The sequence below is a fragment of the Sphingobacterium spiritivorum ATCC 33861 genome, assembly GCF_000143765.1.
GTDB classification, from domain to species: domain Bacteria; phylum Bacteroidota; class Bacteroidia; order Sphingobacteriales; family Sphingobacteriaceae; genus Sphingobacterium; species Sphingobacterium spiritivorum.
Window position 1 is genome coordinate 1046412 of record NZ_GL379770.1, and the last position, 26104, is coordinate 1072515.

Here is a 26104-nt window from a genome sequence, read left to right on the forward strand (position 1 = left end):
AACTTAAATAAACACTTTTTTATGAAATCAAATTCAGGTCAGCAAACCTTAAAGCAGGTTACTGACAGTCTAGATAATATTTTGCAAAAAAGAAATGGTGGTGCAACCAATTTTAGAGGTATACACTTTCAGGTCTTGTATTCATGTTTTTTAGTACTACAAGAACTTAAAGCAGATTCTGAAATAAATTCTATTCAGTTAGAAGGTATTGAAGATATAGATGTACATACATCTCAGAAAATTAGAACTGATGCTGAGTACATACAGTTAAAGTCATCTATTAATAGCATGAATGCGAGAGATTTTTGGGGACTTGGTGTTCTTCAAAACTTTTTAGAGGTGTATAAATCAAATCCGAACAGTCGATTCAGATTGGTTTATAATATGCAAATAGCAAAGGGGAATTTGCATGATTTAGTAAATAGAGAAAAAGGAACAGTCCTTGATGAATTTTGGGTAAGCAAGCTGGAAAAGATATGTCAGGAAACGGATTTTGTTGATTTTGCAGATAAGTTGACATTTGAGCATCACTCTACAAATGAATTGTATACGAAGATACGGGCTTTATTGTATAAGGAATGGAAAGTGAATCAAGGAACCGAAATTCAGTTTTTGAATGCCTTATTTTATAATATTCTGATCTGGTCAAAAGACAGAGAAATTGTAAGTAAAGCAATGGTTCGTACATTATTTCAAAATGTAAGAGATTCATTTTCAAAATCACCTATAAATAAAGCTATTCAGAATAATTGGATATCAGAGATCTCTTACCAAAATAATGTACAACTGTCGGATGATTACTATGACGGTAAATCAGCGAGACCAATACATATTGCTCAGGGACTACCCGCACGAAGAAAAACATGGGAGAGATCCGTAGAAAAGGCATTACAGGACTCAGATATTGTTGTTATCAAATCTTCCAGTGGACAAGGGAAATCCACATTAGCATGGCAGGTAGGATATAATTTAAAAGCTCATCGTAGCATTTATCAGTTGAGTACTTGTAGAGATAAAGATGAAGCCAATTCAGTAGTAGAATTTTTAGAATCCAGAGTCTTTATCGGGGAAGTCCCCTTATTAATCATTGATGGATTGGATAGTTCAGTTGAAGCATGGTCAGATGTAACGGAAAGACTTAAGCAAGTACCTGTTAAAATTTTAATTACTACACGTCAGGAAGACTGGTTTAGATTTGGTGCGGATATTTCACGTATCAACCTATATTCAATCGATATTTCTTTATCAGCACAGGAGGCAAAAGATATTTTCGAACAATTTAAACGTAAAAAGAAAACTCATGCAGAGATTAAAGATTGGCAGCCTATCTGGGAGCAGGTAATGGATAAAGGGCTTCTGATTGAATATACGTACCTGCTTACAAAAGGACAAATGATTCATGAACGACTTGAAGTACAAATCAAATATTTACACGAATCAAAATCTTCAGGAGCTAAGATTGAAATTTTGAGAATGGTTTCTCTTGCAGACTGTTTAAATATTAAGCTGCAAACTGTTCGGCTTTTAAATTATATAAGAACCGAAATAGGATTTGAGCAGGATAGAGGATTGTTATTGAATGAGCTGGAAAAAGAATACTTTTTAAATTTTGATGGACAATATGTAGAGGGGCTTCATCCAGTACGATCAAATCATTTGAAAGATTTATTGCACAAACAATTGCCTCTTGAAGACTCTTTGTTCAATTTGCTGAAAATAATCGATGATAACTATAAGCATGACTTTTTTATTAATGCACCATTCCTACTCACAAATAATAAAGCCATTTTTTATAAAGGATTAGCAAATCTGCTGAGCGAAGGTGAAATATCTGATATGGTTTATGCACTGGATGGCATAATGCATGGAGAGCCTCAGCGTTATTGGTTATCTAATAGAGACTTATTTGATACCGCTTATAATATGGGTGGTATTGAAATGTTCTCAATTGCTACAGTCCCGTTCACTGAACTTAATACTTTATCTGAGCTTTCCGAGATATTGGGAGAGAAAGGAGGTGCTTTTCAACAGCTCGCTGAATTAAAGAGTAAATTACCAAAATATTCTTTTGAGAATGCAGATTTGTTACTATTCGCAAATGCTTTGAAAGATAAATTGGCAAAGCGTATATCGCCAGTAACATCTTATAAAAGATTGGGGTTTCTTTTCAAATGGTATAATGAATTGAAATTAGCATTAAAGCTACCTTTTGTTCAGACTAATATTGGTATAGATGATCTCATCAATATGGAAATTAAGGAAGCTAAAGAGTACATGTTATACTTTAACATGAGCAATCCGGCAGGGTTTAAAAAATTTACAAATGATAATAAGCGGCAAATAATAAGTTATTTGAAAGTTAGCACTAACTCGATTACCCTTGAAGAAAAGGATGGTGATATATTTATTGAATACTTGCTTTCTGGTAATGAAGTAGATAAAGGAAACGAGAATAGTGTATCCAGAATACAGGTTCTGTATGCTTTTCTTCCCTTTTATAAAAAATATTGCGCCGAAGCACTATTATTACCTTTCCCATCAGAAGAGCTGATCTCTGTTGTGAAGCATAATTTTATAAAGAACCTGACCCCAGAAGCTATTGGGGATAAATTTGACATCCATCTCAACGGTATATGGAGATCCATAATACAAAAGAATTATCAGGAAACGTCAGCCTATGAATGGCAAAAAAATATTCTTGAGGTACGTGAGATAGCTATTGATTGGGCGAAAGCTATTACCACATTGATTGATTCTCTACTGGAAGGGAATACTGTGAAAAAAGATCGGATCGTTCGTGTTGTTGACCAGATCAGAATCAAACTTGCCGATGCAATTGCTGTTAAAAAAACATATCCCAAATATGGAAAAAAATATTTCGAAGAAGGTAGCAATTCAAAGGAAGAGAATGTAATTGGTAATTGGTTTGCATCATTATCAAATATTAATAGCCAATTCTTAAATATCCTGCTTCCCAAAGAAGAACATGACCGGCATGTTGCACTGATTAATTTAAAGGCCGTTTATCTGGATTTAAAAGATATGCAGGAGGCTTTTAGAGAAGTAGAGAACAGAACTATTCCTTATTTTGATTCAGAAAAAGTATGTATAGAGGAAGAGAAATGTTTTGAACGGTTATATATTACCGTACAATATTATATTTCGCAAATCCCTTTAGAGAATAAAAGACCATTGCATGTTGCGAGAAAGGTTATAGAAGACTGGTGGTCTAAAGTAAAGAATGAGAAATTAGACAAACTAAAAGTAATATTAAATAGAGTAGAAGAAAACTTAGATTATGAATTTGTGTTTCCTGATAAACTAATAGAAACGGATACACTCACCTACGCCACATTCGGGATATTAAACTTTGATTTTTCGGATGAGACATCTATTTTTCAATTATCAATTAATTTGGCTGATCTGGCAGAACTAAGTATTGATTTCTATTCTATTATCAGTATAAATGATAATATAGCTTCTGTGGGAGGCAGATTTACAAAAAGTTACTTTGAAGCTTTTCGAGAAATGCTACTGGAAGGTACGCCTCTTAATTTAGATGGGTTACATCCGCTACCCGTCAATATTGATGCAAAAACAATTGAAACACTATCTGGAATTAATTTACCGGAGACTTCAATCCTTAATCAGAGTAAAGAGAATCAATACAATGCTTTATCTGAATTATGGAAGCTTTCTGAATGTAGAACAAAATTGAATAAGGAGTCCGAGCTGGAAATGGATTGGTTGAAAAGAGTAGAAGCAGAAAGTAAAGAAGTAATAAACAAAATAGTAAATGAACAAAATGATCAGCAAGATGATTTTAAAGGATTTATAGCAAAGGGCTTACAACAGGATTTTGCCTATACTATGAATGATATAATGAAGCAATTATTTAAAACATTAAAGAATTAAATAGCAAAACTGAAGAATATCCCGATTGATTCAGTTATACAAAGTTAATATAGAAGTGGTTCGATAAATTATGATTTAAATATAAAAGTATTGAAAAAACTATCTTTTTTATCAACATAATTATGAAAAATAAAGCTATCTGAAAGTTTAACAGCGGTTCGAATCCTGTCAGGGTAAGATAATAGTGAAATCGAATTATTTAGCTAAATATATTTTAATTGTTTGATTGTCACTTTTTTAAAATAAAAAAAAGTGATGGATGTTAATCCACCACTTAAAGTACCTAGGGCGGGAATCGAACCCGCACTCCCTTAACGGGAACAGGATTTTAAGTCCTGCGTGTCTACCAGTTCCACCACCTAGGCAGGTGATATTGTGGAGCGAAAGACGAGATTCGAACTCGCGACCCCAACCTTGGCAAGGTTGTGCTCTACCAACTGAGCTACTTTCGCTTGTTACGTTCCGAGCAGTAGCTCTTTCCGTTTTGGTGATGCAAATATAGAGAGAAAAACGGAATTGCAAAATTTATTTATCAAAAATATATAGCTTTTAATACTAATGTGCTCAATCTGTGTGAGATAATTTTTATGTATAAAAGTGCACTGGGACATGACAGACTCTGTTTTCCTTAATATCGGGTAAAACAGGCAGGACCCGATAGTCTGTAAGTTGTCAAGAGTGATACATTCCCGTCTATTAAAAGCAATCAAGTTGCTTTTAATAGACGGGAATGTTATTTTTGTGTGTTATTTAACGGATGCAGATATGGAAGTAATACAAAAAAATAAAAAATCTGAGGGAAAAAACTTCGCTACAGTACCGCAGTCGAAAAATAATAGTTTGGATGTATGCGAAGTTTGCGGATCTGTCAGACATGTAGTCTTTCAAAATTTTCTTTCCATTGTACCGCTGGAAATGATCAAATCCTGTCAGCGCGATACGCCATTCCACAGTACAAGAAAAGGTTTTTACAGCATGATCTTAATTACAAAAGGCAGAGCTACAGAAACTATCGCATATCAGACCTATACTTTTGAAGGAGGGACCTTATATTTTATCCCCGAAAATACCTTACATAAAATACAGCACTGGTCTGAGGATATTGAAGGGTATCATTGTAGTTTTGATTCGGAATACTTTTTATTGTGTCTGAAAAACCAGATCAAACTGATGGAATATCCCTTTTTTATTCCCGATAATGATCCTTTTGTCTGTCTTAAAGAGAATGAAATGGCGCAACTTGTACCTCTTTTTGATAAGCTAAAACATGAGTACACAAACCGACAAAATTACAACGATGATCTGCTTACGAGGCTTTATCTCAATGCGCTCTTGCTGGAGGTCGGACGTATGTATATTCAGCAATCTGCTGAAACAATCACGCATTCGAGGCAGGAGCAGCTGGTAAGTAAATTCAAACGGCTTGTGCATGCTCATTTTCTGACTTACAGACAGGTATCCGATTATGCAGATCTGCTTTTTGTTCATCCACATTATCTCAATGATATGGTGAGAGCGATTACCGGGCAGTCCGCAAGTAATTTTATCTATCAGCATTTGCTGGCCGAAGCCAAATCGCATCTGGTACAATCCGATGATACTATCGCACAGATCGCTGCCCGTCTCCGGTTTTCAGATCAGTCTTATTTCGGTCGTTTTTTCAGAAAGCATGCCGGAATGACACCTGCACAGTTTCGGCAACAGCATACACAGGCAATCTAAAATCTGTGTTTTGTACCATTTCTTCAGTGCTGTGTCTCTTTTAACAAATGACAGAGATCCTGAATTTTGTATTGTTGAATAAAAGAACAATTTTAAAATAAGGAGATCTGTTATGGAGATACAAGTAAATGAACTTTTCTTTTTGGTATTTGCAGCATTAGGCTATGTTATTCTGCAATCATTATTTATACTGGGCGTACGCATAGCAGCAAAAGGAGGAACGGAAGTTCTTCCCGATGGAAGGGATAAAGACAGTGAAATGATTTTATATCCTTTGTTTAAATACCTGAGCCGTGTACGACATGTAAAGGTATATTACAGTGGAGAACAATGGGATATATTGTTTGGGAAACTGCAGCAAAAGCTCAAAAATGAAACACTGGTAAATTCAGGAAATAGTCTGATCTATGATAACAGTTCCCCGGAATCAGAGGAGCGGATCAGACAGGGCTTGAAAGAGATCGATGAAAAGATTAGCATGGAGACTGATGGTAAGGGAGTAATTCGCTGCTACAAAACCGATGAAGAATATGTCGTGAATAAATACTTTCGTAAACCCGTTATTCAATGTCCGATCTGTATGGCATCCTATTGGAGTGTATTCGGATACTGGATACCCATGTTTTACTTTTTCGGATTTGAGATCTGGATAGTATATTTCGGGATTCTGAATATATGTGCTGTGTCCTGTGTCAATTGGTTATTGTGGATGCGTGGCAGCGCACACGAAGCCTTGATTATGAAAGGAAAATAGGAAATAGAAGGATTGGCAAACGGGTGGTGAATCCAATAAATCACTACCCGTTGTTATATTTAAGATAGATTTGTTTGACCTTATCCTGTTCTTCACCTCCTTTGCGGATCATTTGTTCTCTGTAGCCGGGTAAGTATATCTTCTTTTCTTCTCTTTTGTTTTTCAGGATATTGAGATATGCTATTTTACCGAATATCGTGTTGCGCAGACCCAGAAGTTTACAGGAGTAATTTCCGAGTAAGAAGTTATTGTAGTAAAGGTGTATTTCTTTCATCATCCTACGTCCTGTACGGGAGGGAGGAAAGAAAGCTTTTACGGGCTCTTCCTTCAGTGCCATGGCAAGTGCTTTTGAATCTTCATCTCCGTCTGCCTGTGTCATAGTCCAATAATAAAGTGCTTCTATAGCTTGTTCTTCAGTATCCGGCAAAAGATCGGTCGGAATACCTATAAGATAGCCAACATACTTCCAGAAGTGAAATAATCCCTTGACCTCATGTGCTGTCGGAGCATATCCCATTCGGCGTAAGCCAACGATAAAGACCAGCGAAAATCCCAAATTGGTCGCTAATAAATCCCATGTGTTGACAGGCATTCCCCACTTGTCTGCATTCCAATCGGTAGAACGCAGAATATTGACTCTGGAGAAAGAGTGAATAATACGGGTCAGGATAACATTTTGAAAACCTTTCCCGTCAGCATCAAAAGCACCTGCTCTGGTAATATTGACCCAGAAAGTCACGGTATCTGTCAATCGCTTTACAGCACCTTTTTTGAGCGCGCTTGTATAAATAAGTGGTTTGTTAATCGCAGAAGATTCATAACCACCCATAAGGCAATAATCGCGGAGGACAATAAGTGCACTGATCCCGGGACGCCTGCTGAGTTCGGTACCAACATGGAGTAAATCGTCATCAACCCAATCCGGGCGCCGTTCAAAGGAATCAAAAAATGATTTCAAAACGTGAGCATATGTGCCGGAATAATGCTGCCCATCTTTCAAAAAACGAAGTACCTCTTCATTCCCTTTTTTAAAGCCTTCATGCTGATGGAGCTGTTTGACAAGGTAATCACAGCTTTCATCCGTCTGGAAAAGCAAGGGGATATATTGATCAGCCTTTTCCAGAACCGGAGTGTATCCCAATTTATGTAAAAGTTCAATTCCGGCCCCCTTTGTCCAATAATGTTGAAAGGAAGATGTATTTACACGATATCGCTGCGGGGGTGCCTGCATAATCAATTATCTAATGTCCAGTTAACATAGTTCGCTTCAGCAGATAACAGACCGGCATTGTATACAAAATTCCAGTCTACATAGTCCATAGCACATGCTTCCGTATCGCTGCAACAAAAATGACGATTGATCAGAAACTGCATCCGGAATGATCCTTTATGGCTATTTTCATTCCATCGGAAGTTCTGTATACGGATCTGATCCAGTTGTGGTGCACCATCACGATCGGTTAACTGATCCACTATTCCTGACTTTAGTGCTTCCCAATTCTCTGAAGGTATATGAGTGATCAATTGCTGCGGATCCTCCTGTATGCTTCGCAGTTCGTTATTGCTGATCGTAATCTGTATCTCTAAATTTTGTCCGCTCATAGGCTAATGCTTCTTCTTTTTCCTGCCATCCCGGTAGCAGATGATCCAATTGATGTTCCTGCTCTTTTTTAGCGTTTTTCTGCAGTGACAATAATGCTCTGATCACAATATACGTAATATAATCTGCCGGCTGATCTGTCAGTGCTGTATCAAAAGTCAGGTTACAGCTTTGTTTATCTGTATTATACCAGTTACTGCGTAACTTACGTATCAGAATCTCACCAGTTAATAAATCAAGTTGTTCTTCCCAATGCCCCACCAATTGTATAATCAACTGAAGCAACAGACTTTTCTTCAGGCTGTCGATCCCCTTATTAGTCCATTGTCTGTCATAGGTGTTGAGATAAATACGAAATCCTTTGATATAAGGTTGTGAACAATTTTCCTGATGGTGCACAAAGTGAGGGATACCAAATATTTCAATTGGCTCAATAGTGTCTGCAGCATTGGATTTATGACCCTTCAAAAGTATAGCGCGATGTGTTCGGATATAGCTTTTTACGAATGCTTCATCGGCATGGGCTGGTACCTGCAGTCGAACAAATGTACCATCCTGCTCCAGCACCTTAAAGGTATCACGGACAGAAGGCACCCACTCATACCAGATCCCATCGATTTCGATTTTCATATGCAACTAAAATAAAGTATATCCGTGAATATTAAGTGATCCGACATACAAAAAATATAAAATCGTTACCTTTTATTGTATTAAACTTTTATTAAGTTTGTCTCTCAACGATTTGCAAACGATGTTTGACGGATAGTTGATATAACAATTAAAACAAATTACAGTTGTATGAAAAAGTATGTAGCTATGGCAGTTTTGCTCATGGGAACGGGGAGTACATTTGCACAATCCGCAAAAGCCATCAATCCTGATTTTATGGATAAAAGCGTCCGTCCTCAGGATGATTTTTACAGTTATGTAAATGGTAACTGGATGAAAACCGTAAAAATTCCTGCTGATAAAGCAAGATGGGGTTCATTCGAAGAATTGCGTGAAAACACAGATGAAGCAACCTTAAAAATTCTGAAAGAATCGCTGACTCAAAAATTTGAAAAAGGTTCAGACGGACAAAAAATTGCTGATCTCTACCGTTCGTATGTAGACTTCGATACACGTAATGCAAAAGGGATTGAGCCGATCAAATCTTATCTGGCTAAGATCGATGCCATTAAAAACTTCAATGATCTGTACAAATACCTGTTAGAGGTTGCGCCTGAAGGAGGCAATCCGTTTTTCGGAGCAAGCGTCTATGCACATATGAAAAACAGCAGTATGAATGCGATCTATCTGGGAGCAGCAAATCTGGGGCTTGGACGTTCTTATTATCAGAAAGTAGATGAAAAGAATAAACAAACGCTGGCCGATTATTCCGAATATATTTCCGCTTTAAACACTGCTGTCGGACAACGTACAAAAGATCTTAAAGGACCTAAAGTAGTTGCTTTTGAGAAAGAGATCGCTTCCCGTTTAAAAACTATTGAGGAATCCCGTGATGCGCAAAAACGCTATAACCCTGTTGCGGTAAAAGATCTGAATAAAATGGTGAAGAATATCGATATCGCCAAATACATCTCAGACTTAGGATTCAAAGCAGATACGGTTATCATATCCGAATTGAAATACTATCAGGAACTGGATCAGATCCTGAAACCTGAAAATCTTGCTCAGATCAAAGAAGTTCTTCGTTTTCATATTATGAATAATGCGGCCGGTTTATTGACAGCAGATCTGGATCAGTTATCTTTCAATTTCTGGGGTAAGAAATTAAACGGGCAACAGGAACAGCGTGCTTTAGACAAAAGAGGATTAGCGTTTGTGAATGCAAGAGTAGGGGATCTGTTAGGAAAAGTATATGTTAAAGACAATTTTCCTCCTCAGGCCAAAACTGCTGCTGAAGAGATGGTACAGTACCTGTTGAAATCTTTTGAAGTACACATCAAAAATCTGGCATGGATGTCTCCTGCTACAAAAGAAAAAGCATTAGAGAAACTTTCTAAATTTAATGTGAAGATCGGATATCCAAATAAATGGAAGGATTATTCGAAATTATCTATTGGGACTTCGCTGTTTGAAAATGCATTACATGTTAACAAATGGGCTTTTGAAGAGAATCGTGCAAAACAAGGTAAGCCTGTGGACAAATCAGAGTGGAGTATGACTCCTCAGACGGTCAATGCATACTACAGTCCGTTGTTTAACGAGATTGTATTCCCTGCTGCAATTCTTCAGTCCCCATTCTATGATTACAGAGCTGATGCAGCCATTAACTTTGGAGGAATAGGTGCTGTTATAGGCCATGAATTGTCCCACGGATTTGATGATTCAGGCGCACAATATGATGGTAACGGTAATCTCAATAACTGGTGGACTACAGAAGATAAAGAAAAGTTTGATGCTTCTGCGGATGCATTGGTTAAACAATTTGAAGCGTTCGAACCTGTTCCTGGTGTATTTGTTAATGGTCGTTTTACATTAGGGGAGAATATCGGAGATCTTGGTGGTGCATCTGTAGCATTTGATGCACTGAAAATGTATCTGAAAGATAAAGGTAATCCGGGATTGATTGATGGCTTTACACAGGAGCAGCGTTTCTTCCTGTCATGGGCAACAATCTGGAGAACAAAAACTACGGATCAGTATGTGATTAATCAGGTGAAAACAGATCCGCATTCGCCTGCTCAGTACCGTGCATTTGCACCTATTGTCAATATGGATGGTTTCCATGAAGCTTTCCAGACGAAAGAAGGAGACAAAATGTATGTGCCTCAGCAAAATAGAATTGTAATCTGGTAATTTCCGATTACATGCATTTAAGCATGGAATAATAAAGGGTTTCTGAAGAATGTGTACTCTTCAGAAACCCTTTATTATTTTTCCTGCATAATTTTTCCATCTACATAATACCATGTGTTATTAAATTTCTTAAAAGTTGATTTTTCATAGTGTATCTGAATGGCGGATTGCGGATCCATGTAATGGGCTTTAAACTCTACTGTTTGCGGAGTCACATGAATAATTTCTAGGTGCATCCACTTGTTTTCATGAGCCCATTGTCTGATATCTTTTTTTTGTTGAAAACGTCGCGTAGAAGGATGGAAACTATCGTATATAAAATCAATCAATCCTAAGTAGAATGCTGCATATCTTGCCCGCATCAATTTTTCTGCAGAAGTAGCTGCCTGAAGGTTTTCATGTATATTCTGACAACAATTCAGGTAGTCTTGGCCACTACCACAGGGACATTTTTGAACCATATTAGTTTTTTTTAAAGCTAATATAAATACATTCTTTAAGACGGTTGCAGATTTGTATCTGACTAAGGTATAAATAACTGTTTCAGGGCATAATAAATAAGTTAAAATGTACTTTCATTTTTATTTTTATACCGTAATGTCATGTTAGTATCACAACGTCTTTTTGTATAAACTATAATGTGTACTTTTACGTTATAGATAAAATTGCTAAATAGAATTAACCCTGTTATGACTTCAGTAAAAAATGAACTGGTAGGGAGTTGGAAGCTCCTTTCATATATAGAATTACCCATTGATGGATCCGATTCGTTATTTCCTGTCGGGAAAAATCCGGAAGGAATATTGATGTATAGTCCGGATGGCTTTATGTCCGTACAGATTATGGCTCAGGATCGCCCGCCTCTTGTTTCCGGCGACCGTTTTGCGGCGACACAGGAAGAGTCACTGGCTGTTATCAATACGTTTATTGCTTTTAGCGGAGCCTACCAGATTCTGGAAAACAGAGTGGTTTCTTATCAGATCAAAACTTCTTTATTTCCGAATTGGGCAGGACAGACACAGGAGCGAATCTTTGATTTTGAAGGAGATGTACTGTACCTGAAATCCACAGAACCCATTCTTTCGAACGGTGTGATGGTCAATTCATATATGACCTGGCAGAAGCACAAGAAAGCGCAATATAAAGAAGCGCAGTTAGAGAGACAAACAGATTATTAGGTTACGGATAACTCAAATAAAAAAGGGTTCAAAATCTAAATTTTGAACCCTTTTTCTATGTAATGCTATAGTCTTAATTAAACCAGGCCAGTACTTCATCCTTCGCAGGCATACTGATTTCCAGTTTCATTTTTTTACGCATTCCTCCAAGATCGTTGAATACCTTATTCGGATTTGCTTCTTTCAATGCCGGAATAGTTGTAAAACCCATTTTCTGTAATACAGGTACCCATTCGGCCGGTATGCCTAATGCTGTGTAATCCTCTGTAGAAGCTACTTTCGTTACTTTTTCAGGGCGCATTTGCGGGAAGAATAACACATCTTGTATAGATGCCTGATTTGTCATCAGCATCGCCAGACGGTCAATACCTATACCGATACCTGCTGTAGGAGGCATTCCATATTCTAATGAACGTACAAAATCATAATCGATAAACATCGCTTCATCATCACCACGTTCCATTAATTTAAGCTGATCTTCAAAACGCTCCAGCTGATCAATCGGATCATTCAGCTCAGAGTAAGCATTTGCTACTTCCTTACCGTTTACCATTAATTCAAAGCGCTCTACTAATCCGGCTTTCTCGCGGTGTTTTTTAGTCAGCGGAGACATCTCTTTCGGATAGTCTGTGATAAAAGTCGGCTGTATGTAGTTACCCTCACACTTCTCTCCGAATATCTCATCGATCAGCTTACCTTTACCCATTGCTTCGGTTGTCGGGATGTGCAATTGTTTACATACCTCTCTCAGGCCCACTTCATCCATTTCACTGACATCAAATCCTGTATATTCTTTGATGGAATCGTAAATAGAAATACGTTTGTAAGGCGGAGCAAAATTGATTTGATTTTCTCCTACCTGTACAGAGGTAGTTCCGTTAGTGGCTAATGCTACTTTTTCAAGAAGTTTTTCAGTAGTTTCCATCATCCATACGTAGTCTTTGTAGGCTACATAAAATTCAAGTACGGTAAATTCTGGATTGTGGGTACGGTCCATGCCTTCATTTCTGAAGTTGCGGCTGAACTCATATACCCAGTCAAAACCACCTACTATAAGGCGTTTCAGATATAATTCGTTCGCAATACGCAAGTATAATGGAATATCTAAAGCATTATGATGCGTAATAAATGGTCTTGCTGCAGCACCACCCGGAATAGATTGCAATACCGGAGTATCTACTTCCAATGCTCCCTGCTCATTCAGGAAATCACGAATGGCCGTTTTTACTTTTGATACTTTTACAAAAGTATCTCTGACCTGCGGATTGACTACCAGATCCACATAACGCTGGCGGTAGCGGAATTCGGGATCAGTCACAGCATCGAACGTCTTACCATCGGCAGATTTTACTACCGGAAGCGGTTTCAATGATTTGGCTAATACGACAAATTCCTCTACATGAATACAGATGGCATCGGTCTGTGTAGTAAATACATAGCCTTTGATACCTATGATATCACCGATATCCAGTAATTTTTTGAAAACGGTGTTATAGAGTGTCTTATCTTCTCCGGGACAAATATCGTCACGTTTGAAATAGGCCTGAATACGACCGGTAGAATCCTGCAATTCGATAAAGGATGCATTGCCCATCACGCGTCTGGTCATCATACGACCGGCAATACTGACGGTCTTATAGTTCAGCTTGTCGCGGTCATAGTTTTCCAATATATCAGCTGCCGTCACATTGACATCGAATTCCTCGGCAGGATATGGGTCGATTCCCAAATCAATAAGCGCTTGAAGAGCTTGTCTACGTTGTTGTTCCTGTTCGGATAATACAGTACTCATTTATTTTCAATTATTAAGTTGCAAAAGTAGGAATTTTATAGGTAAAATGTATGCAGACATTTAAAATAGAAAAATGTAATCCGGCTGTAGCGAAAGCGGTTTGAAGACCGTTATATGCTAAAATATGTTTAAATCTTTAGTGCAGACTAAATGACGGTGGATTTCTAATGTATACAATAATTTGTAAATTGATGTTAAATTAGCAAAAACAATCTCCGCCATTTGTGAAACTACTTCGTAAATACACTGACCAAAAGGAGCCCATGAGCCTTCGTAAAGCTCTGGATGACTGTGGTATGGGGCGTGGAGAACGGGGTAAAGCATATGTGTACAAAAAGTATTATGGTTATTTGATGGCCATTGTTATTCGGTACATTAAGCATGAAATGGAATCTGAAGAGGTCGTAAATGAGTGTTTTGTAAAGGCCTTTTCGAAATTAGATTCTTTTAATCTCGATGTGGAGGAGGAGCGGTTGGAAAAATCGTTTCGTTCCTGGATAGCACGGATCGCTGTCAATCAATCTATAGACTTTTTGAGAAGTAAGAAGCAAATGTTGATGCTGGATGATGTGTCTGAATATGAGCTTGTCCCTCATGCTGTACATAATCATTCCTCACTGGAGGTTCAGGATATATTAAAATTGTTGGATGAATTACCGGATATTCAACGTACCATATTCAATATGTACGAAGTAGAAGGTTTTTCACATGATGAGATTGCGTCGCTGCTGAATATTCCGGACAGCACCTCACGTACTTATCTGACAAGAGCAAAGCAGAAGTTAAGAAAATTATATGTAGAGCAGTTCAATACTGCAGATCACAGAAGTTAAGAAATGGCAAAGGAGAATAAAAAAGAGTTAATTGATGACATAGCGGATAAGCTACGAGATTACGAATTGCCGTACCGGGAAGGTGCCTGGGAGAAATTTGCTTCTTTGGATAAGGGAAGGAAATCGCGCGTGCTCTGGCCTTACTGGAGTGCTGCCGCAGTGATTTTGGCTTTAGGTATTTCCTATATTACATATAATACAGGCGATCTGCAGGGGGATAATGCCGGTGTAAATACGATTGCCAAAAAAGAAAATACAACACAGCATGCAATGCCGGGTGCAGGACAAGACAGCCCTTCGGCTCCTGTTGAATCTTCAGATGCGAATGTAAATCAGGTTCATCCGAATATCACAAATTCTTCTTCAAAAGGGTTGGAAAATCGTCTTGCTTCACTTTCTGACCCTCAACAGCATACAACAACATATATTGCTGCAGATCAGTCTGCACGTGTAAGTGTGCCTTTTAACGAGTTGCGTACAGCAGCCCTGTCTGCAGATCCTATTCGTGCAAAAGAATCTGATCTTCCGGATAAAACCGGAACAGGTCTTTCCCGTTATAATGGTCTCTCCGGCATAAAAGCGGATGATGAGCCACAACCGGAGTCTAAATTCAGTCTGAGTGTCTTAGGTACAGATAATCAGCAACAGACATTAGCCAATCAGCAGATAAACAGACCTAAGGGTATGGGGCGTAAATGGGAACTCGGGGCTTTTGTATCTCCGGCCAGTGCAAGTAGTGAGGTGAGTATGGGTGGAGGACTTTCTGTTGCCTATAATCTGACTAAAAAACTAAGTGTAAGATCAGGAGTTGCTGTTCAAAACTATCAGATGGCTATGGCGCTTAATCCCGGTAAACCATCTTCAGCATCTCCGGCATATATGGATTCTCCTGTATCGAACAATGCTTATCTAATAGATATGTCAAGTGCACAGTCCAGATTGAATCCTAATTTTACTGCAGTATCCGGTTCAGTACTGACTCTGGATATACCTGTGGAAATGAAATATGCCATCACACGGAATCTGTATACCACGGCCGGAGTGTCTATGGTGTCCGTATTGCAACAAGAGCGTCTGAATCATTATGTAGAAAATATCAACGGAAATACTTTTGCGGGTAAAAATGCAAACGGAGTAGGAGCAGCCGAATCAAATAATATACAGGCAGTAAATAAAACGGTGAAATCTAACGAACAGAATGTCGGGACAAACGGATTTAACGGTTTTATCAATCTGTCTATAGGGCGTAAGTTGCCGATCAAAAAGACGTTTTCAATATCTGTTGAACCCTTTTACAGATTGCCACTGGGGCAATTTAAAAATTCTGACGTTAATTACTCCAATGGAGGTATTAAGGTCATTACGAATTTTTAGACTTCTGCAAACAACTTTTAGAGTTGGTCTATTCTGACCCAGCCCATACCTGCATTGATGGCACCCTGTACTCCCGGATCTCCATCTTCCAGTACAATACATTTTTGAGGATCTACCCCCAGCTGTTCGGCTGCAAGTAGAAACGGTGCGGGATCAGGCTTTCCTTTGGGCGTATCGCCTGCACAAACCAATGTTTCAAACCGGCCTTCCACATCTATTACCTTAAGGGTAATCTGTAAGGTCGATCTTGATCCTCCGGATACGATTCCTATTCTCTTGATTCCTTCATTAGCCAGCAGGTGCGCAAGCACATAATCTACAGGCTGGGTATTCTGAATAAAACGCTCAATAAAAATGGCAGACTTTCGTTTGGAGAATACTTCAAAATCAAAGGTCGTCTGATAGCGCCTTGCAATTTCTTTAGCTACAGCTACGGTAGGCCATCCGGCAGTTTCATCGATTAGATCGGTATTCAGATCTACACCATATTCTGCAGCAGCAGCTTTGTAGGAAAGTTTGTGTGCCAGCATGTTATCCGCCAGCGTACCGTCTACATCATAGAGTAAGGCTTCATATGGAGCAGTGATTTCCTGAAGTTTCTGCAGTTTACGTTGAGATTCGGAGGTCATAGTTGAAAAAATATTGAAAATTAAACAGCTACGGAAAATATTATGTGTTTCCGTAGCTGTTTTTATGATTTGAAAAATAGTGATTCGCTATGCTCTTCGGGAAGATTTTCTTCTCTCTTTTTCTTTAATGATGAGAGAAAGTTCACGTCCGGTCTGTCCTCCTACAGAAGTATTTTCCTGTGCACGGCGAAACAGATAAGGCATAACAGCTTTTACAGGGCCATACGGCATATATTTGGCTACATTGTATCCTGCAGCTGCAAGATTGAATGTCAGGTTGTCTGACATCCCCAATAGTTGAGCAAAGAAGATATGCGGATGTTGATGACTGATATTACGTTTGTTCATCTCTTCGGCCAGTAACAGACTGCTCGCTTCATTATGTGTACCTGCCATTAAGCCAATCTGCTCAATATTATCGAGACAGAATAAGATTGCTTTATTATAATCGATATCCGAAGCTTCTTTTGTGGGCTGTATCGGAGAAGGGTAGCCTTTTTGTGCTGCACGTTCTCTTTCAATTTCCATATATGCTCCGCGGACTGTTTTAGCTCCCAGGTAGAAACCTTGAGTGCGCGCATAGGCAAAGTCTGCTTTTAACGATGCTAATTTGTCATGTCTATACAGTTGGTAGGTGTTATATACAATAGGTTTTTCCTTATTGTACAATTCCATCATTTCTCTGGCGATATCGTCGATCACATCCTGTATCCAGGAGTGCTCTGCATCTACCAGTACTTTGATGTCTGCTTCATAACAGGCTTTACAGATACGATTGGTGCGATCCCACATTTTCTGATACTCGACTTTCTCCATATCGGACAGTTCCTTTTTCGCATTTACCTTTTCAAACAATTCGAATCTTCCTAATCCTGTAGGTTTGAATACTGAAAACGGAATATAGGGATTATTTTTAGCTGCGGCTACGGTCCGGAGAATCTCTTCACAGGTGTAATCAAAAACCTCTTCGGTATCTTCACCTTCTACAGAGTAGTCCAGTATCGTTCCTACACCATTTTCCCCTAATTGACGTATTGCAGGGGCACAACCCTGTATAGTCTCTCCACCACAAAATTGCTTGTAAATGGTGTTTTTGATAATGCCTTGTATCGGAAGGCCAATATTCAGCGAAAAATTAGTGATCGGAGTTCCGATTTTGATCAGGGTATTGCTAGCCACCATTTTAAACAACCAGTAGGCGCGGTCCAGATCTTTATCACTCTTACTTTTAAATGCTATTTCCGTATTATCAAAGGATAATTTACCGGGTGCAGCTGTGTTTGACATATTGTAGTTTTAATATGCTGACAAAATTAAACAATTGTTACTTAAAAGACCTAAACATTCCTGTTGGAATGCTGTTTTTTTAAATTATTTTTGTCTTATGCAAACGTTCAAATTAGAGGGAGAGTATATCGCTATGATTCAATTGCTGAAAGCAATGAATTGGGTAGAACATGGTGCGATGGCACAATGGGTTGTAACAGAGGGATATGTGAAATATAATGGTGAGGTGGATTTTCGTAAACGCCTCAAAGTGAGAGTCGGAGATATTGTTGAATTTGACGGACAGCAGGTAAAAGTAGTATAAAAAACGTATCTTAGCCTACAATAATTATAGACATGCACGTAATAAACAGCTTAGGGTATCAGGTCGTATTCGATGATACTTTAGCCTCCCTGAGAACTTTTCTAGCAGAGCGCGAATATTCAAAAATTCTGGTATTAGTAGACCGTAATACAAACGATCACTGCCTTCCTGTCCTTCAAATGGTCCTTAATGATGTGAAGGATTACGATATCATTGAAGTAGATCCGGGTGAAGAAAATAAAAACATTGATTTCTGTATTGGAGTATGGAAAACTATGCTTGATTTTGGTGCAGACCGTAAAAGTCTGATGATAAATCTTGGAGGAGGTGTGGTCACGGATATGGGTGGCTTTGCTGCTTCGACATTCAAAAGAGGATTAGACTTTATACAGATCCCAACTACGCTGCTGAGTCAGGTAGATGCATCGGTAGGAGGTAAGACGGGAATTGATCTGGATAATGTGAAAAATATTATCGGAACATTCACCCAGCCACAGGCGGTGTTTATCAATACTAATTTTCTTCAAACATTGGATAACAGACAGCTGAAATCCGGTTTTGCAGAGGTGATCAAACACGGTCTGATATTCGACAGAGAGTTGTACACTAATATCAAAGGGCTGACGGATGTACGCGGCATCAGTACTGATGTTATTTTCCGTTCTGTAGAAATCAAAAATGAGGTTATCACTCAGGATCCGACTGAAAAGGGACTTCGTAAGATTCTGAATTTCGGACATACCATCGGTCACGCAATTGAAGGTTTTTCGTTGTTTAATGATGACCAACCCCTGTTGCACGGCGAGGCTATTGCTATCGGAATGATATGTGAAGGATATCTTTCCCACAAATTAGCCGGTCTCAGTAAGGAAGAATTGGATGATCTGGTAGTTACATTCAGAAATCATTATCCTGACTATCGTATTTCGATTGAAAACTATGATGAGTTTATTGCACTGATGAAAAACGATAAGAAAAATGCCGGATCCAAAATAGGATTTGCTTTATTGACGGGTATAGGATCTTGTACTTATGATCATTATGTAGAAGAAGAACTGATTATAGAAAGTTTGGATTTTTACAGAGAACTAATTACATAGAAATATGAGAAAAATAATCACACTATTCATTATTTATGTTGCATGTGCGCATATTGCATTTGCACAATCCGGGGAAAAAAGAATTCTGATTTTTAGTAAGACAGCAGCCTTTCGTCACAAGAGCATTGAACACGGTGCAGACGTGTTGAAAGATCTTCTGGCAAAGAACCATATGCTTTCTGAACACAGTGAAGATGCAGGTGTTTTTTCAGATGATCAGTTAGCAAAGTATGATGCGGTATTGTTTTTAAGTACGACCGGAGATATCTTCAACGATAGTCAAAAGGAAGCTTTTCAAAAATTTATACGCTCGGGAAAAGGATTTGTCGGTATTCATGCGGCGAGCGATACAGAATACCACTGGCCGTGGTATGGTCAGATGGTAGGTGGCTATTTTGTGAGCCATCCGGCTGTACAGGAGGCATTGATCCATGTGCTTAATCGCAAACACCCCTCAACAAAGCATTTGCCTAAAGAATGGAAACATAAGGATGAGTGGTATGATTTCAGAGATATTCAGCCGGATAATAAGGTGTTGATGAAAGTAGATGAAACTTCTTATAAAGGTGGTAAAATGAACGGTAATCACCCGATAGCCTGGTACAAAGAATTTGAAGGTGGCCGTATATTTTACACCGGACTGGGGCATACAGAGGAAGCCTTTGATGAGCCCGACTTTCAGCAACATGTGCTGGGCGGATTGCGGTATGTGCTCAAGATAAAGTAATTTGTTAGATGTATTTCGCGACTTAGGACAATCGTGAAATACATCTGCTCTATTCTGGAGCAAGCGTCCGCTTGTTCCAATTCAAACATACTACTTCCGAATTAGATAAGTATTTTATTGATTATAGTTTAAACACAAGCACCGCTGCGCTAATGCTTGCGCTATAGGTGAAAGTTTATTTTGGTGCAAGCGGAGATGTGTGTCAGTATCCGCTTGGGACTATTATCCTATCTTCCGAAAGAACAGTTGAATTTTGCTCCCAGACTGTACCATATACCTGGCATAGGAACGGCTCCGGCTTGTATGTATGAGACATTAAAAATATTCTGTACATCTGCATAAAGACTGATTTTGTTCAGGCTGTAGGCTAACTTAAGATCCGACAGGAAATAGGATTTATAAGAAATACGTTCGTTAAAGCGATTGGATGTTGTCAATGACCATTTTCTGTGTTGTACTGTCAGATTTGCAATGGCCTGATGACGCAGACTTTCGATTGCGTATTTTGAATCTGTACCCGGTTCTTCCTTTTTGATTGAAGGGTGGAGGTAGTTGTATCCGATGTTAATGAAATACTTTATTATATCCTGATCATTTCCAATCTGATAGCGTAATGAGGTGTTCAAACCATTGACCTTATTGGTGCCAATATTGAAGGGTTGATAAGGTACGGTGCTGACTTCTCTTGTCCAGTCAATAAAATCGGCTATAGAGCGATAAAAATATCCTCCCTGAATAATAAGGTTATTGTTGATGTACTTTACTCCGGTCTCTACCTGATAGGCATTTTCCGAAGTCAGGTCAGGGTTTCCTATATTTCCGGGTTGTTTCAGATATAAATCTGTAAATGAAGGTATACGCTGGCTACTTCCTGCATTTAATACCAGTTTCCATCTGCTGTCCAGATCGTAGCCCAGGTCGATTCCCGGAAAGACCTGCCATCCATAGTCTGAATTGTAATTGACATAGGTGCCTACATTTATCATCAGATTTTGTATTGCTTCTGTTTTGAATTCTGCATAAGCACCTTGATTCTCTCTTTTATGTGTTCCTATATTAGAGCTGTTGATCCGTTCCCAGCGGGATTCTATTCCTAATCCGAAATCTCCGAATGAAGTCTGATAAACTCCGTTCAGCTCGGCTGTAAGCGCATTGTTAAAATGTTTACTTCGGGCTTTTGAAAAATCCTGACGATAATACCGGTAGTCATCTTCATTATAACGGTTACTTATACGGGGAGAGACAGAGAGTTTATCTGTAAGCTGATGTCTTGAAGATAGCGTTGCAAATGCTGTTTTTACACGTTCCTGAGATTCTTTATCTCCGGGTGCGGCATAGAATCCGTTTGCTCCAAATTTGTTGTCAATATAACCTGCAGACCAATTGATGTGATCAGCATCTCCGGGATTATATTCACCCTGATAATACAGTTTGTTATTCTCGGATGCTGTATTGTAGCGTTGTCCGTTTGATTTCTGATAATTGTAGAAGAAAAGATGATTGTGCTTTTCCTGGTGCCAGGCTCCTCCGATTTGTGTGCCTGCTCCATAGTATTTTTCTGATGTCTTCTCTTCATTATCTTTAAAAGAGCTTCCAGCATATACATGTGCCGAAATAAAACTTTCCTTAGGTTTTTTCGTGACGATATTGATTGCGCCCGTCAGGCTGTTGATGCCATATATTCTGGATGCCGGACCGCGAATAATTTCAATACGTTCTATGACATCTAAAGGAATTGGCAAATTGAGGGCATGATGAGCAGTCTGCGGATCAGCCATTTTTACGCCATTGACCAGTACCAGTGTTTGCTCAAAACTGCCGCCGTCAATACTGATATCTGCTTGTGAGCCGAAAGGTCCCCGCTGGCGTATATCTACACCGTTGACCGACTGCAGGATTTCATTTAAAGAATTTCCCGGTAATCTTTTTATTTCCTCACTGGTTACAATCTGGATATTTCGGCTTTGCCTGGCAAAAGGGATCTGTAATCTGTTTTCACTGATAATAATCTCGTTTAGTTTGGTTGTATCCTGACGAGTTTCAATCTCCTGGCTATTTAATGAGGCTTTTTGTCCGTATACAGCTATAGTACAGCCTAAAGAGAGGAGAATCAGTGTTGATTTTCGCATAATCATGTTAAAAATTTTGCCAAAGCTATAAAATTTAATAATGATCTGACACATTCCGGTATTTAAATCTCCTGATGACAGAAATGTTATTTCGATCAGGGCCATTCTTCCCGGCCCATGGGTGTCTGAGGGGATTGAGAAGGAATAATGCTCTCCGGTTGTGAATCTTTATTTTTTAATTTTCGAAGATCGGGTTGTCCGGCCTCTATCCAGGCAGAATACCATAGACTTCCAATCCTGTGGATGGCTTGTCGCATACGGACTTCGACCATTCCGTTAAGTGCTTCATGATAGGCTTTTGCATAAGCATCTGAATAGGTCAGAACCAACACATTATTGCGGGTGAGATAGGTTTTTTTCTGTGAGGCGGGGAAGCGAACTGAAAGCTCTTTTTCAATACGGAGTACTGTATCTGCAAGTGGAGCACTTTCATATACAATAGCCCAACCCAGAGCTGCGGGATCGGTGATGAATTGGGCTTTTCCTGCTGTCAGCTTGTAATGGGTTGCAAACATTTCAGGTAACCGGCTTTCCCAAAAAGCATGAATCCCTATCTGATCAGTATACTGCCCATTGTAGTTTTTGGTGGTATGTAGCGGTACATGTGCATCCGCTACATAATGTCCTAAATCTGCAGAGTGCCGGATAATTTTTATTTTGTCGCGGGCTATAAAGGCTTTGACAAGTTTTTGATAGGTGATATAAATCTGCCAGGGAACTATGCCATTGGACAATAACCGTTTTTCTTCGATTTTTTCTTTAGCTCTGTACCAATGTACAGGTAGTGTATCTAATGTATTCGTGTCGTATGCATCGAGATCAATAAAGTGTCGTGGAGATTCTGCAGAATCAATATAACAGCGTTTGTCAGCATCTACGGCTTTTTCCGTAATCTCATCTATATTTTGTTTATAAAATACGGCTAGTTCGGTGGGCAATGTAAATACGGCATTCCTGTTGATAAGCTTATGTGCATAAAATCCCCATGAACTGCAAAGCAGACAGATCAATAGACCCGGGAGCATCAGGTATATTTTCTTCATATGACATAATTTAGGACTTCTAATGTACGTATTATATTGATGAAAACAGGAATTTTACGTTAAATGTAAGTTGTGGAGACTGTAACTTAATAATTAATTAACGTTAAATTTTCGGTATTAATTTGTATTTTGCAAACTATATAAAGACGCTATATGAAAGTACTTTATGCCGTCCAGGGAACTGGAAATGGACATTTATGCCGGGCTATGGATATTGTTCCGTGCTTACGCAAAACAGCAGATGTTGATGTACTTGTAAGTGGTATTCAGGCGGATATTAATCTTCCGTTTGAGGTGAAGTATAAGCTTCACGGCTTAAGTTTTATCTTCGGCAAATCAGGAGGAGTGGATTTATGGAAAACGTTCATGAGTTCTACAGTAAGAAAGTTTACGCAGGAGATTAAATCTTTGCCAATTGAAAATTATGATTTGATTATCAATGATTTTGAGCCTATTTCGGCCTGGGCATGCTACTCTAAAGATAAGCCGTGTATAGGGCTGAGTCATCAGATCGGTGCCCTGGATGCGTCAAGTCCTAAACCGGAAGAAAAGGATATGCTGGGTAAATTCATTATGAAAAATTATGCCCCGAGTTCCAAATCTTACGGATTTCATTTTAAGTCTTATAACGACCATATTTTTACCCCCGTTATCCGGCAGTCTATACGTAATATTGAGCCGGAAGATCATGGTCATTATACGGTATACCTGCCTTCGTATGATGATGCTCATTTATTAAAGCATCTGAGCAAATTTCCGGATATACGCTGGGAGGTTTTCAGCAAACATAATAGTAAGCCTTTCCGGATGCGTAATGTATTTATACAGCCCATCAACAGTGAAGCGTTTGTGAAAAGTATGTCTACTGCATCCGGCGTCCTGTGCGGAGCGGGGTTTGAAACTCCTGCAGAAGCCCTTTTTCTAAATAAAAAATTGCTTGTCATCCCTATGAAAAATCAATATGAACAGCATCTGAATGCTGCGGCGCTGGAAGAGATGGGGGTACCGGTGATCAGCAGTCTTAAGCAAAAAAATGAATACGCTATAGAAGCCTGGTTGAACAGCCGCAATAAGGTGGAAGTTCATTATCCGGATTATACACAGGAAATTGTCGATAACATCTTAAACAAATACAAATAAAAAAATGAGAAAAGTTTTAGCAGTTGGTTTTCTTACTGCACTAACATTGTGTGCCGGAGCTCAGGTGAAGAAAAAAAACACGACTCCCGCTAAAAAGAGCACATCTCCGTCAGGTCCTGCACAACAGGGGATTGTTTTGAAAAATTCCGGAGACTCTCTTTCCTATGCTTTAGGCTTCGATATCGGGTCGTCTGTCAAACCTATGGAGTTACCTCTCAACATTGAGTTGATGAAAAAAGGTCTGGAAGAAGCGCTGAAAGGTAGCAACGGTAAATTTACGAAAGAGCAAAATGTAGAAATCATCAGGAATGGTATTCAAAAAGCATCTGATGCGAAGAATGCTGTAGCGTTAAAAGCTGAAAATGAGTTTTTTGCTAAAAATAAGACAAAAGCAGGCGTCATTACTACTCCTGAAGGCTTGCAATACGAGATCCTTACAAAGACAGAAGGTGCTAAGCCTGCAAGAGAAGATGAGATTGTTGCTCATTACAAAGGTACATTGCTGGACGGTAAAACATTTGACAGTTCATATGACCGAGGCACCCCGCTGACCTTAAGTCTTCAAAGTGTAATTGAAGGTTGGAAATTAGGTATTCCCCTGATGTCTGTAGGTTCCAAGTACCGTTTCTACATTCCTTCTAAACTAGGCTACGGGCCAAATGGTTCGGGACCAATTCCGGGAAACAGTACTTTAATTTTTGACATTGAATTATTAGAAATAAAAAAGGCAGAAACAGAGGGAGTGCCGGTGGCTGAAGTTGCAGATGATAAAAAATAAATTAGGAAAATCAGATCTACAGGTTTCTGCAATCGGATTCGGTTGCATGTCTATCCACAAAAGTCTGACATTTTCGGGAGTGAATCTGATTATACAGGCCTATGAAGGAGGTGTCAACTACTTTGATACGGCAGATTTGTATGATCACGGATGGAATGAAGAGTTCGTCGGAAAGGCGGTCTCTTCCTTTCGTCAGGATATTTTGCTGGCAACCAAAGTCGGCAATCAGTGGCGTGCAGACGGAAGTGGCTGGGACTGGAAAGCATCCAAGCCGTATATAATCCAGACGGTGGAAACTTCTCTTTCCCGACTTAACACTGACTATATTGATCTTTATCAGCTTCATGGCGGCACTATAGACGATCCAATAGATGAAATTATTGAGGCTTTTGAACAATTAGTGGATGAAGGTAAAATCAGGTATTACGGATTGTCCAGTATTCGCCCAAATGTGATACGTGAATATGCTGAAAGATCTAATATCACTAGTGTGATGATGCAGTATAATCTTCTGGATCATCGACCTGAAGAGACCGTACTGGATGAGCTTTTGAAAAAAAACATCAGTGTAGTAACCCGGGGTACGATAGCTAAAGGGTTGCTGATAAATAAGACAGCAGAAGCCTATCTGCAATTTACGGCGGGAGAGGTACAACATGCTGCCAGACATATTGCAAAAATTGCAGAAGAAAAACAGGTATCACCCTTAAGTATCGCTATGGGTTATGTATTGCAGCACCCTGCTGTAGCTTCTGCTATTATGGGAATTCGTACTAAAGCGCAATTGAATGAGATTCTGGAGGCATCTGAGAATCTGGAGAGTCTTTCTGTTCAGGACCGGATTCGTCTGCGCCAGGAAACACGTCCGTTTTTATATTCAGAACATCGTTAGTTATCTTCTGAAAATCTGGCACTTATCTTTATTTCTGTTTTTAATGTTTTAATTTATTAGGATTCTCTATTTATTATCTTCATTTTTAAGATAATTACTAACCTA

Annotated in this window: 22 protein-coding genes and 2 tRNA genes; 13 read left to right on the forward strand and 11 right to left on the reverse strand. The window is 39.0% G+C overall.

What is annotated here, in order from left to right:
• The first annotated feature begins 21 nt into the window (after positions 1–21).
• Positions 22–3915 carry a P-loop NTPase gene (locus tag HMPREF0766_RS04515; protein WP_002994097.1) on the forward strand — a complete coding sequence of 1298 codons (3894 nt, stop codon included), beginning with the start codon at positions 22–24 and terminating at the stop codon, positions 3913–3915.
• 280 nt (positions 3916–4195) lie between these two features.
• On the opposite strand, the gene HMPREF0766_RS04520 is transcribed toward HMPREF0766_RS04515, so the two are convergent.
• Both HMPREF0766_RS04520 and HMPREF0766_RS04525 read right to left on the reverse strand, forming a co-directional pair.
• Positions 4196–4280, reverse strand: a tRNA-Leu gene (locus tag HMPREF0766_RS04520).
• An 11-nt stretch (positions 4281–4291) separates the two neighbouring features.
• A tRNA-Gly gene (locus tag HMPREF0766_RS04525) sits at positions 4292–4367 on the reverse strand.
• A 313-nt stretch (positions 4368–4680) separates the two neighbouring features.
• Here HMPREF0766_RS04525 and HMPREF0766_RS04530 point away from each other — a divergent pair.
• Together HMPREF0766_RS04530 and HMPREF0766_RS04535 are read left to right on the forward strand one after the other, a co-directional pair.
• The gene (locus HMPREF0766_RS04530; protein ID WP_115388631.1) at positions 4681–5637 is read left to right on the forward strand and encodes an AraC family transcriptional regulator; all 957 of its coding nucleotides are present in this window, start codon (positions 4681–4683) and stop codon (positions 5635–5637) included.
• 112 nt (positions 5638–5749) lie between these two features.
• Positions 5750–6391: a hypothetical protein gene (locus HMPREF0766_RS04535; protein WP_002994101.1), complete on the forward strand. Its 642-nt coding sequence runs from the start codon at positions 5750–5752 to the stop codon at positions 6389–6391.
• A 43-nt stretch (positions 6392–6434) separates the two neighbouring features.
• On the opposite strand, the gene HMPREF0766_RS04540 is transcribed toward HMPREF0766_RS04535, so the two are convergent.
• From HMPREF0766_RS04540 to HMPREF0766_RS04550, 3 genes are read right to left on the reverse strand one after another with little or no spacing between them, the layout of a single operon-like run.
• On the reverse strand, positions 6435–7622 hold the full coding sequence (locus HMPREF0766_RS04540) for an oxygenase MpaB family protein (protein ID WP_002994103.1): 1188 nt from the start codon (positions 7620–7622) through the stop codon (positions 6435–6437).
• Positions 7623–7624: 2 nt separating this feature from the next.
• Positions 7625–7993 (reverse strand): hypothetical protein, encoded by a 369-nt coding sequence (locus HMPREF0766_RS04545; RefSeq protein ID WP_002994105.1) that lies wholly within the window; start codon positions 7991–7993, stop codon positions 7625–7627.
• Complete coding sequence (locus HMPREF0766_RS04550) at positions 7950–8621, reverse strand: YgjP-like metallopeptidase domain-containing protein (RefSeq protein WP_002994107.1); 672 nt, start codon at positions 8619–8621, stop codon at positions 7950–7952. The genes HMPREF0766_RS04545 and HMPREF0766_RS04550 overlap by 44 nt, the downstream gene beginning before the upstream one ends.
• Positions 8622–8789: 168 nt before the next feature.
• Between HMPREF0766_RS04550 and HMPREF0766_RS04555 the strand changes: the two genes are divergently transcribed.
• Complete coding sequence (locus HMPREF0766_RS04555) at positions 8790–10793, forward strand: M13 family metallopeptidase (RefSeq protein ID WP_002994109.1); 2004 nt, start codon at positions 8790–8792, stop codon at positions 10791–10793.
• A 74-nt stretch (positions 10794–10867) separates the two neighbouring features.
• Here the strand turns inward: HMPREF0766_RS04555 and HMPREF0766_RS04560 are convergent, their stop codons facing one another.
• Positions 10868–11254: a YchJ family protein gene (locus tag HMPREF0766_RS04560; protein ID WP_002994111.1), complete on the reverse strand. Its 387-nt coding sequence runs from the start codon at positions 11252–11254 to the stop codon at positions 10868–10870.
• Between the two features lie 228 nt (positions 11255–11482).
• Here HMPREF0766_RS04560 and HMPREF0766_RS04565 point away from each other — a divergent pair, with 228 nt between their 5' ends.
• Entirely contained in the window at positions 11483–11971 is a 489-nt protein-coding gene (locus tag HMPREF0766_RS04565) for a lipocalin-like domain-containing protein (protein ID WP_002994114.1), read from the forward strand.
• Positions 11972–12044: 73 nt separating this feature from the next.
• Here HMPREF0766_RS04565 and lysS read toward each other — a convergent pair whose 3' ends face one another.
• A complete protein-coding gene (lysS, locus tag HMPREF0766_RS04570; RefSeq protein ID WP_002994116.1) occupies positions 12045–13763 on the reverse strand; it encodes a lysine--tRNA ligase in 1719 nt (572 codons plus the stop codon).
• A gap of 263 nt (positions 13764–14026) precedes the next feature.
• On the opposite strand from lysS, the gene HMPREF0766_RS04575 reads away from it, so the two are divergent.
• Both HMPREF0766_RS04575 and HMPREF0766_RS04580 read left to right on the forward strand, forming a co-directional pair.
• Positions 14027–14596 carry an RNA polymerase sigma factor gene (locus HMPREF0766_RS04575; RefSeq protein ID WP_236590547.1) on the forward strand — a complete coding sequence of 190 codons (570 nt, stop codon included), beginning with the start codon at positions 14027–14029 and terminating at the stop codon, positions 14594–14596.
• Positions 14597–14599: 3 nt separating this feature from the next.
• Complete coding sequence (locus HMPREF0766_RS04580; protein WP_002994120.1) at positions 14600–15970, forward strand: hypothetical protein; 1371 nt, start codon at positions 14600–14602, stop codon at positions 15968–15970.
• Positions 15971–15987: 17 nt separating this feature from the next.
• Here the strand turns inward: HMPREF0766_RS04580 and HMPREF0766_RS04585 are convergent, their stop codons facing one another.
• Both HMPREF0766_RS04585 and HMPREF0766_RS04590 read right to left on the reverse strand, forming a co-directional pair.
• Positions 15988–16599 (reverse strand): HAD family hydrolase, encoded by a 612-nt coding sequence (locus tag HMPREF0766_RS04585; RefSeq protein WP_002994122.1) that lies wholly within the window; start codon positions 16597–16599, stop codon positions 15988–15990.
• Between the two features lie 87 nt (positions 16600–16686).
• Positions 16687–17886, reverse strand: a complete 1200-nt coding sequence (locus HMPREF0766_RS04590) for a proline dehydrogenase family protein (RefSeq protein ID WP_002994124.1) — start codon at positions 17884–17886, stop codon at positions 16687–16689.
• A 97-nt stretch (positions 17887–17983) separates the two neighbouring features.
• Between HMPREF0766_RS04590 and HMPREF0766_RS04595 the strand changes: the two genes are divergently transcribed.
• Genes HMPREF0766_RS04595 through HMPREF0766_RS04605 form a run of 3 tightly spaced genes read left to right on the forward strand, consistent with a single transcriptional unit; the run spans position 17984 to position 20017 of the window.
• The gene (locus tag HMPREF0766_RS04595) at positions 17984–18190 is read left to right on the forward strand and encodes an RNA-binding S4 domain-containing protein (RefSeq protein WP_002994127.1); all 207 of its coding nucleotides are present in this window, start codon (positions 17984–17986) and stop codon (positions 18188–18190) included.
• 32 nt (positions 18191–18222) lie between these two features.
• A complete protein-coding gene (aroB, locus tag HMPREF0766_RS04600; RefSeq protein ID WP_002994128.1) occupies positions 18223–19290 on the forward strand; it encodes a 3-dehydroquinate synthase in 1068 nt (355 codons plus the stop codon).
• 4 nt (positions 19291–19294) lie between these two features.
• The gene (locus HMPREF0766_RS04605) at positions 19295–20017 is read left to right on the forward strand and encodes a ThuA domain-containing protein (RefSeq protein ID WP_002994133.1); all 723 of its coding nucleotides are present in this window, start codon (positions 19295–19297) and stop codon (positions 20015–20017) included.
• Positions 20018–20244: 227 nt separating this feature from the next.
• Here HMPREF0766_RS04605 and HMPREF0766_RS04610 read toward each other — a convergent pair whose 3' ends face one another.
• Together HMPREF0766_RS04610 and HMPREF0766_RS04615 are read right to left on the reverse strand one after the other, a co-directional pair.
• Entirely contained in the window at positions 20245–22146 is a 1902-nt protein-coding gene (locus HMPREF0766_RS04610; RefSeq protein WP_037459929.1) for a TonB-dependent receptor plug domain-containing protein, read from the reverse strand.
• A gap of 95 nt (positions 22147–22241) precedes the next feature.
• Positions 22242–23189, reverse strand: coding sequence for a zinc dependent phospholipase C family protein (locus HMPREF0766_RS04615; RefSeq protein WP_002994139.1), 948 nt, complete (start codon positions 23187–23189; stop codon positions 22242–22244).
• 153 nt (positions 23190–23342) lie between these two features.
• Between HMPREF0766_RS04615 and HMPREF0766_RS04620 the strand changes: the two genes are divergently transcribed.
• The 3 genes from HMPREF0766_RS04620 to HMPREF0766_RS04630 are packed head-to-tail and all read left to right on the forward strand — an operon-like array spanning position 23343 to position 25999.
• Positions 23343–24329: a glycosyltransferase family protein gene (locus HMPREF0766_RS04620; RefSeq protein ID WP_002994142.1), complete on the forward strand. Its 987-nt coding sequence runs from the start codon at positions 23343–23345 to the stop codon at positions 24327–24329.
• A 4-nt stretch (positions 24330–24333) separates the two neighbouring features.
• A complete protein-coding gene (locus HMPREF0766_RS04625; protein ID WP_002994145.1) occupies positions 24334–25107 on the forward strand; it encodes an FKBP-type peptidyl-prolyl cis-trans isomerase in 774 nt (257 codons plus the stop codon).
• Complete coding sequence (locus tag HMPREF0766_RS04630) at positions 25094–25999, forward strand: aldo/keto reductase (RefSeq protein ID WP_002994147.1); 906 nt, start codon at positions 25094–25096, stop codon at positions 25997–25999. The genes HMPREF0766_RS04625 and HMPREF0766_RS04630 overlap by 14 nt, the downstream gene beginning before the upstream one ends.
• Positions 26000–26104 lie beyond the last annotated feature (105 nt).

Bases quoted from the DNA above. Each gene is read 5' to 3' on its own strand.
- HMPREF0766_RS04515 (WP_002994097.1), top strand. From the start codon at position 22: ATGAAATCAAATTCAGGTCAGCAAACCTTAAAGCAGGTTACTGACAGT.
- HMPREF0766_RS04530 (WP_115388631.1), top strand. From the start codon at position 4,681: ATGGAAGTAATACAAAAAAATAAAAAATCTGAGGGAAAAAACTTCGCT.
- HMPREF0766_RS04535 (WP_002994101.1), top strand. From the start codon at position 5,750: ATGGAGATACAAGTAAATGAACTTTTCTTTTTGGTATTTGCAGCATTA.
- HMPREF0766_RS04540 (WP_002994103.1), bottom strand. From the start codon at position 7,622: ATGCAGGCACCCCCGCAGCGATATCGTGTAAATACATCTTCCTTTCAA.
- HMPREF0766_RS04545 (WP_002994105.1), bottom strand. From the start codon at position 7,993: ATGAGCGGACAAAATTTAGAGATACAGATTACGATCAGCAATAACGAA.
- HMPREF0766_RS04550 (WP_002994107.1), bottom strand. From the start codon at position 8,621: ATGAAAATCGAAATCGATGGGATCTGGTATGAGTGGGTGCCTTCTGTC.
- HMPREF0766_RS04555 (WP_002994109.1), top strand. From the start codon at position 8,790: ATGAAAAAGTATGTAGCTATGGCAGTTTTGCTCATGGGAACGGGGAGT.
- HMPREF0766_RS04560 (WP_002994111.1), bottom strand. From the start codon at position 11,254: ATGGTTCAAAAATGTCCCTGTGGTAGTGGCCAAGACTACCTGAATTGT.
- HMPREF0766_RS04565 (WP_002994114.1), top strand. From the start codon at position 11,483: ATGACTTCAGTAAAAAATGAACTGGTAGGGAGTTGGAAGCTCCTTTCA.
- lysS (WP_002994116.1), bottom strand. From the start codon at position 13,763: ATGAGTACTGTATTATCCGAACAGGAACAACAACGTAGACAAGCTCTT.
- HMPREF0766_RS04575 (WP_236590547.1), top strand. From the start codon at position 14,027: ATGAGCCTTCGTAAAGCTCTGGATGACTGTGGTATGGGGCGTGGAGAA.
- HMPREF0766_RS04580 (WP_002994120.1), top strand. From the start codon at position 14,600: ATGGCAAAGGAGAATAAAAAAGAGTTAATTGATGACATAGCGGATAAG.
- HMPREF0766_RS04585 (WP_002994122.1), bottom strand. From the start codon at position 16,599: ATGACCTCCGAATCTCAACGTAAACTGCAGAAACTTCAGGAAATCACT.
- HMPREF0766_RS04590 (WP_002994124.1), bottom strand. From the start codon at position 17,886: ATGTCAAACACAGCTGCACCCGGTAAATTATCCTTTGATAATACGGAA.
- HMPREF0766_RS04595 (WP_002994127.1), top strand. From the start codon at position 17,984: ATGCAAACGTTCAAATTAGAGGGAGAGTATATCGCTATGATTCAATTG.
- aroB (WP_002994128.1), top strand. From the start codon at position 18,223: ATGCACGTAATAAACAGCTTAGGGTATCAGGTCGTATTCGATGATACT.
- HMPREF0766_RS04605 (WP_002994133.1), top strand. From the start codon at position 19,295: ATGAGAAAAATAATCACACTATTCATTATTTATGTTGCATGTGCGCAT.
- HMPREF0766_RS04610 (WP_037459929.1), bottom strand. From the start codon at position 22,146: ATGCGAAAATCAACACTGATTCTCCTCTCTTTAGGCTGTACTATAGCT.
- HMPREF0766_RS04615 (WP_002994139.1), bottom strand. From the start codon at position 23,189: ATGAAGAAAATATACCTGATGCTCCCGGGTCTATTGATCTGTCTGCTT.
- HMPREF0766_RS04620 (WP_002994142.1), top strand. From the start codon at position 23,343: ATGAAAGTACTTTATGCCGTCCAGGGAACTGGAAATGGACATTTATGC.
- HMPREF0766_RS04625 (WP_002994145.1), top strand. From the start codon at position 24,334: ATGAGAAAAGTTTTAGCAGTTGGTTTTCTTACTGCACTAACATTGTGT.
- HMPREF0766_RS04630 (WP_002994147.1), top strand. From the start codon at position 25,094: ATGATAAAAAATAAATTAGGAAAATCAGATCTACAGGTTTCTGCAATC.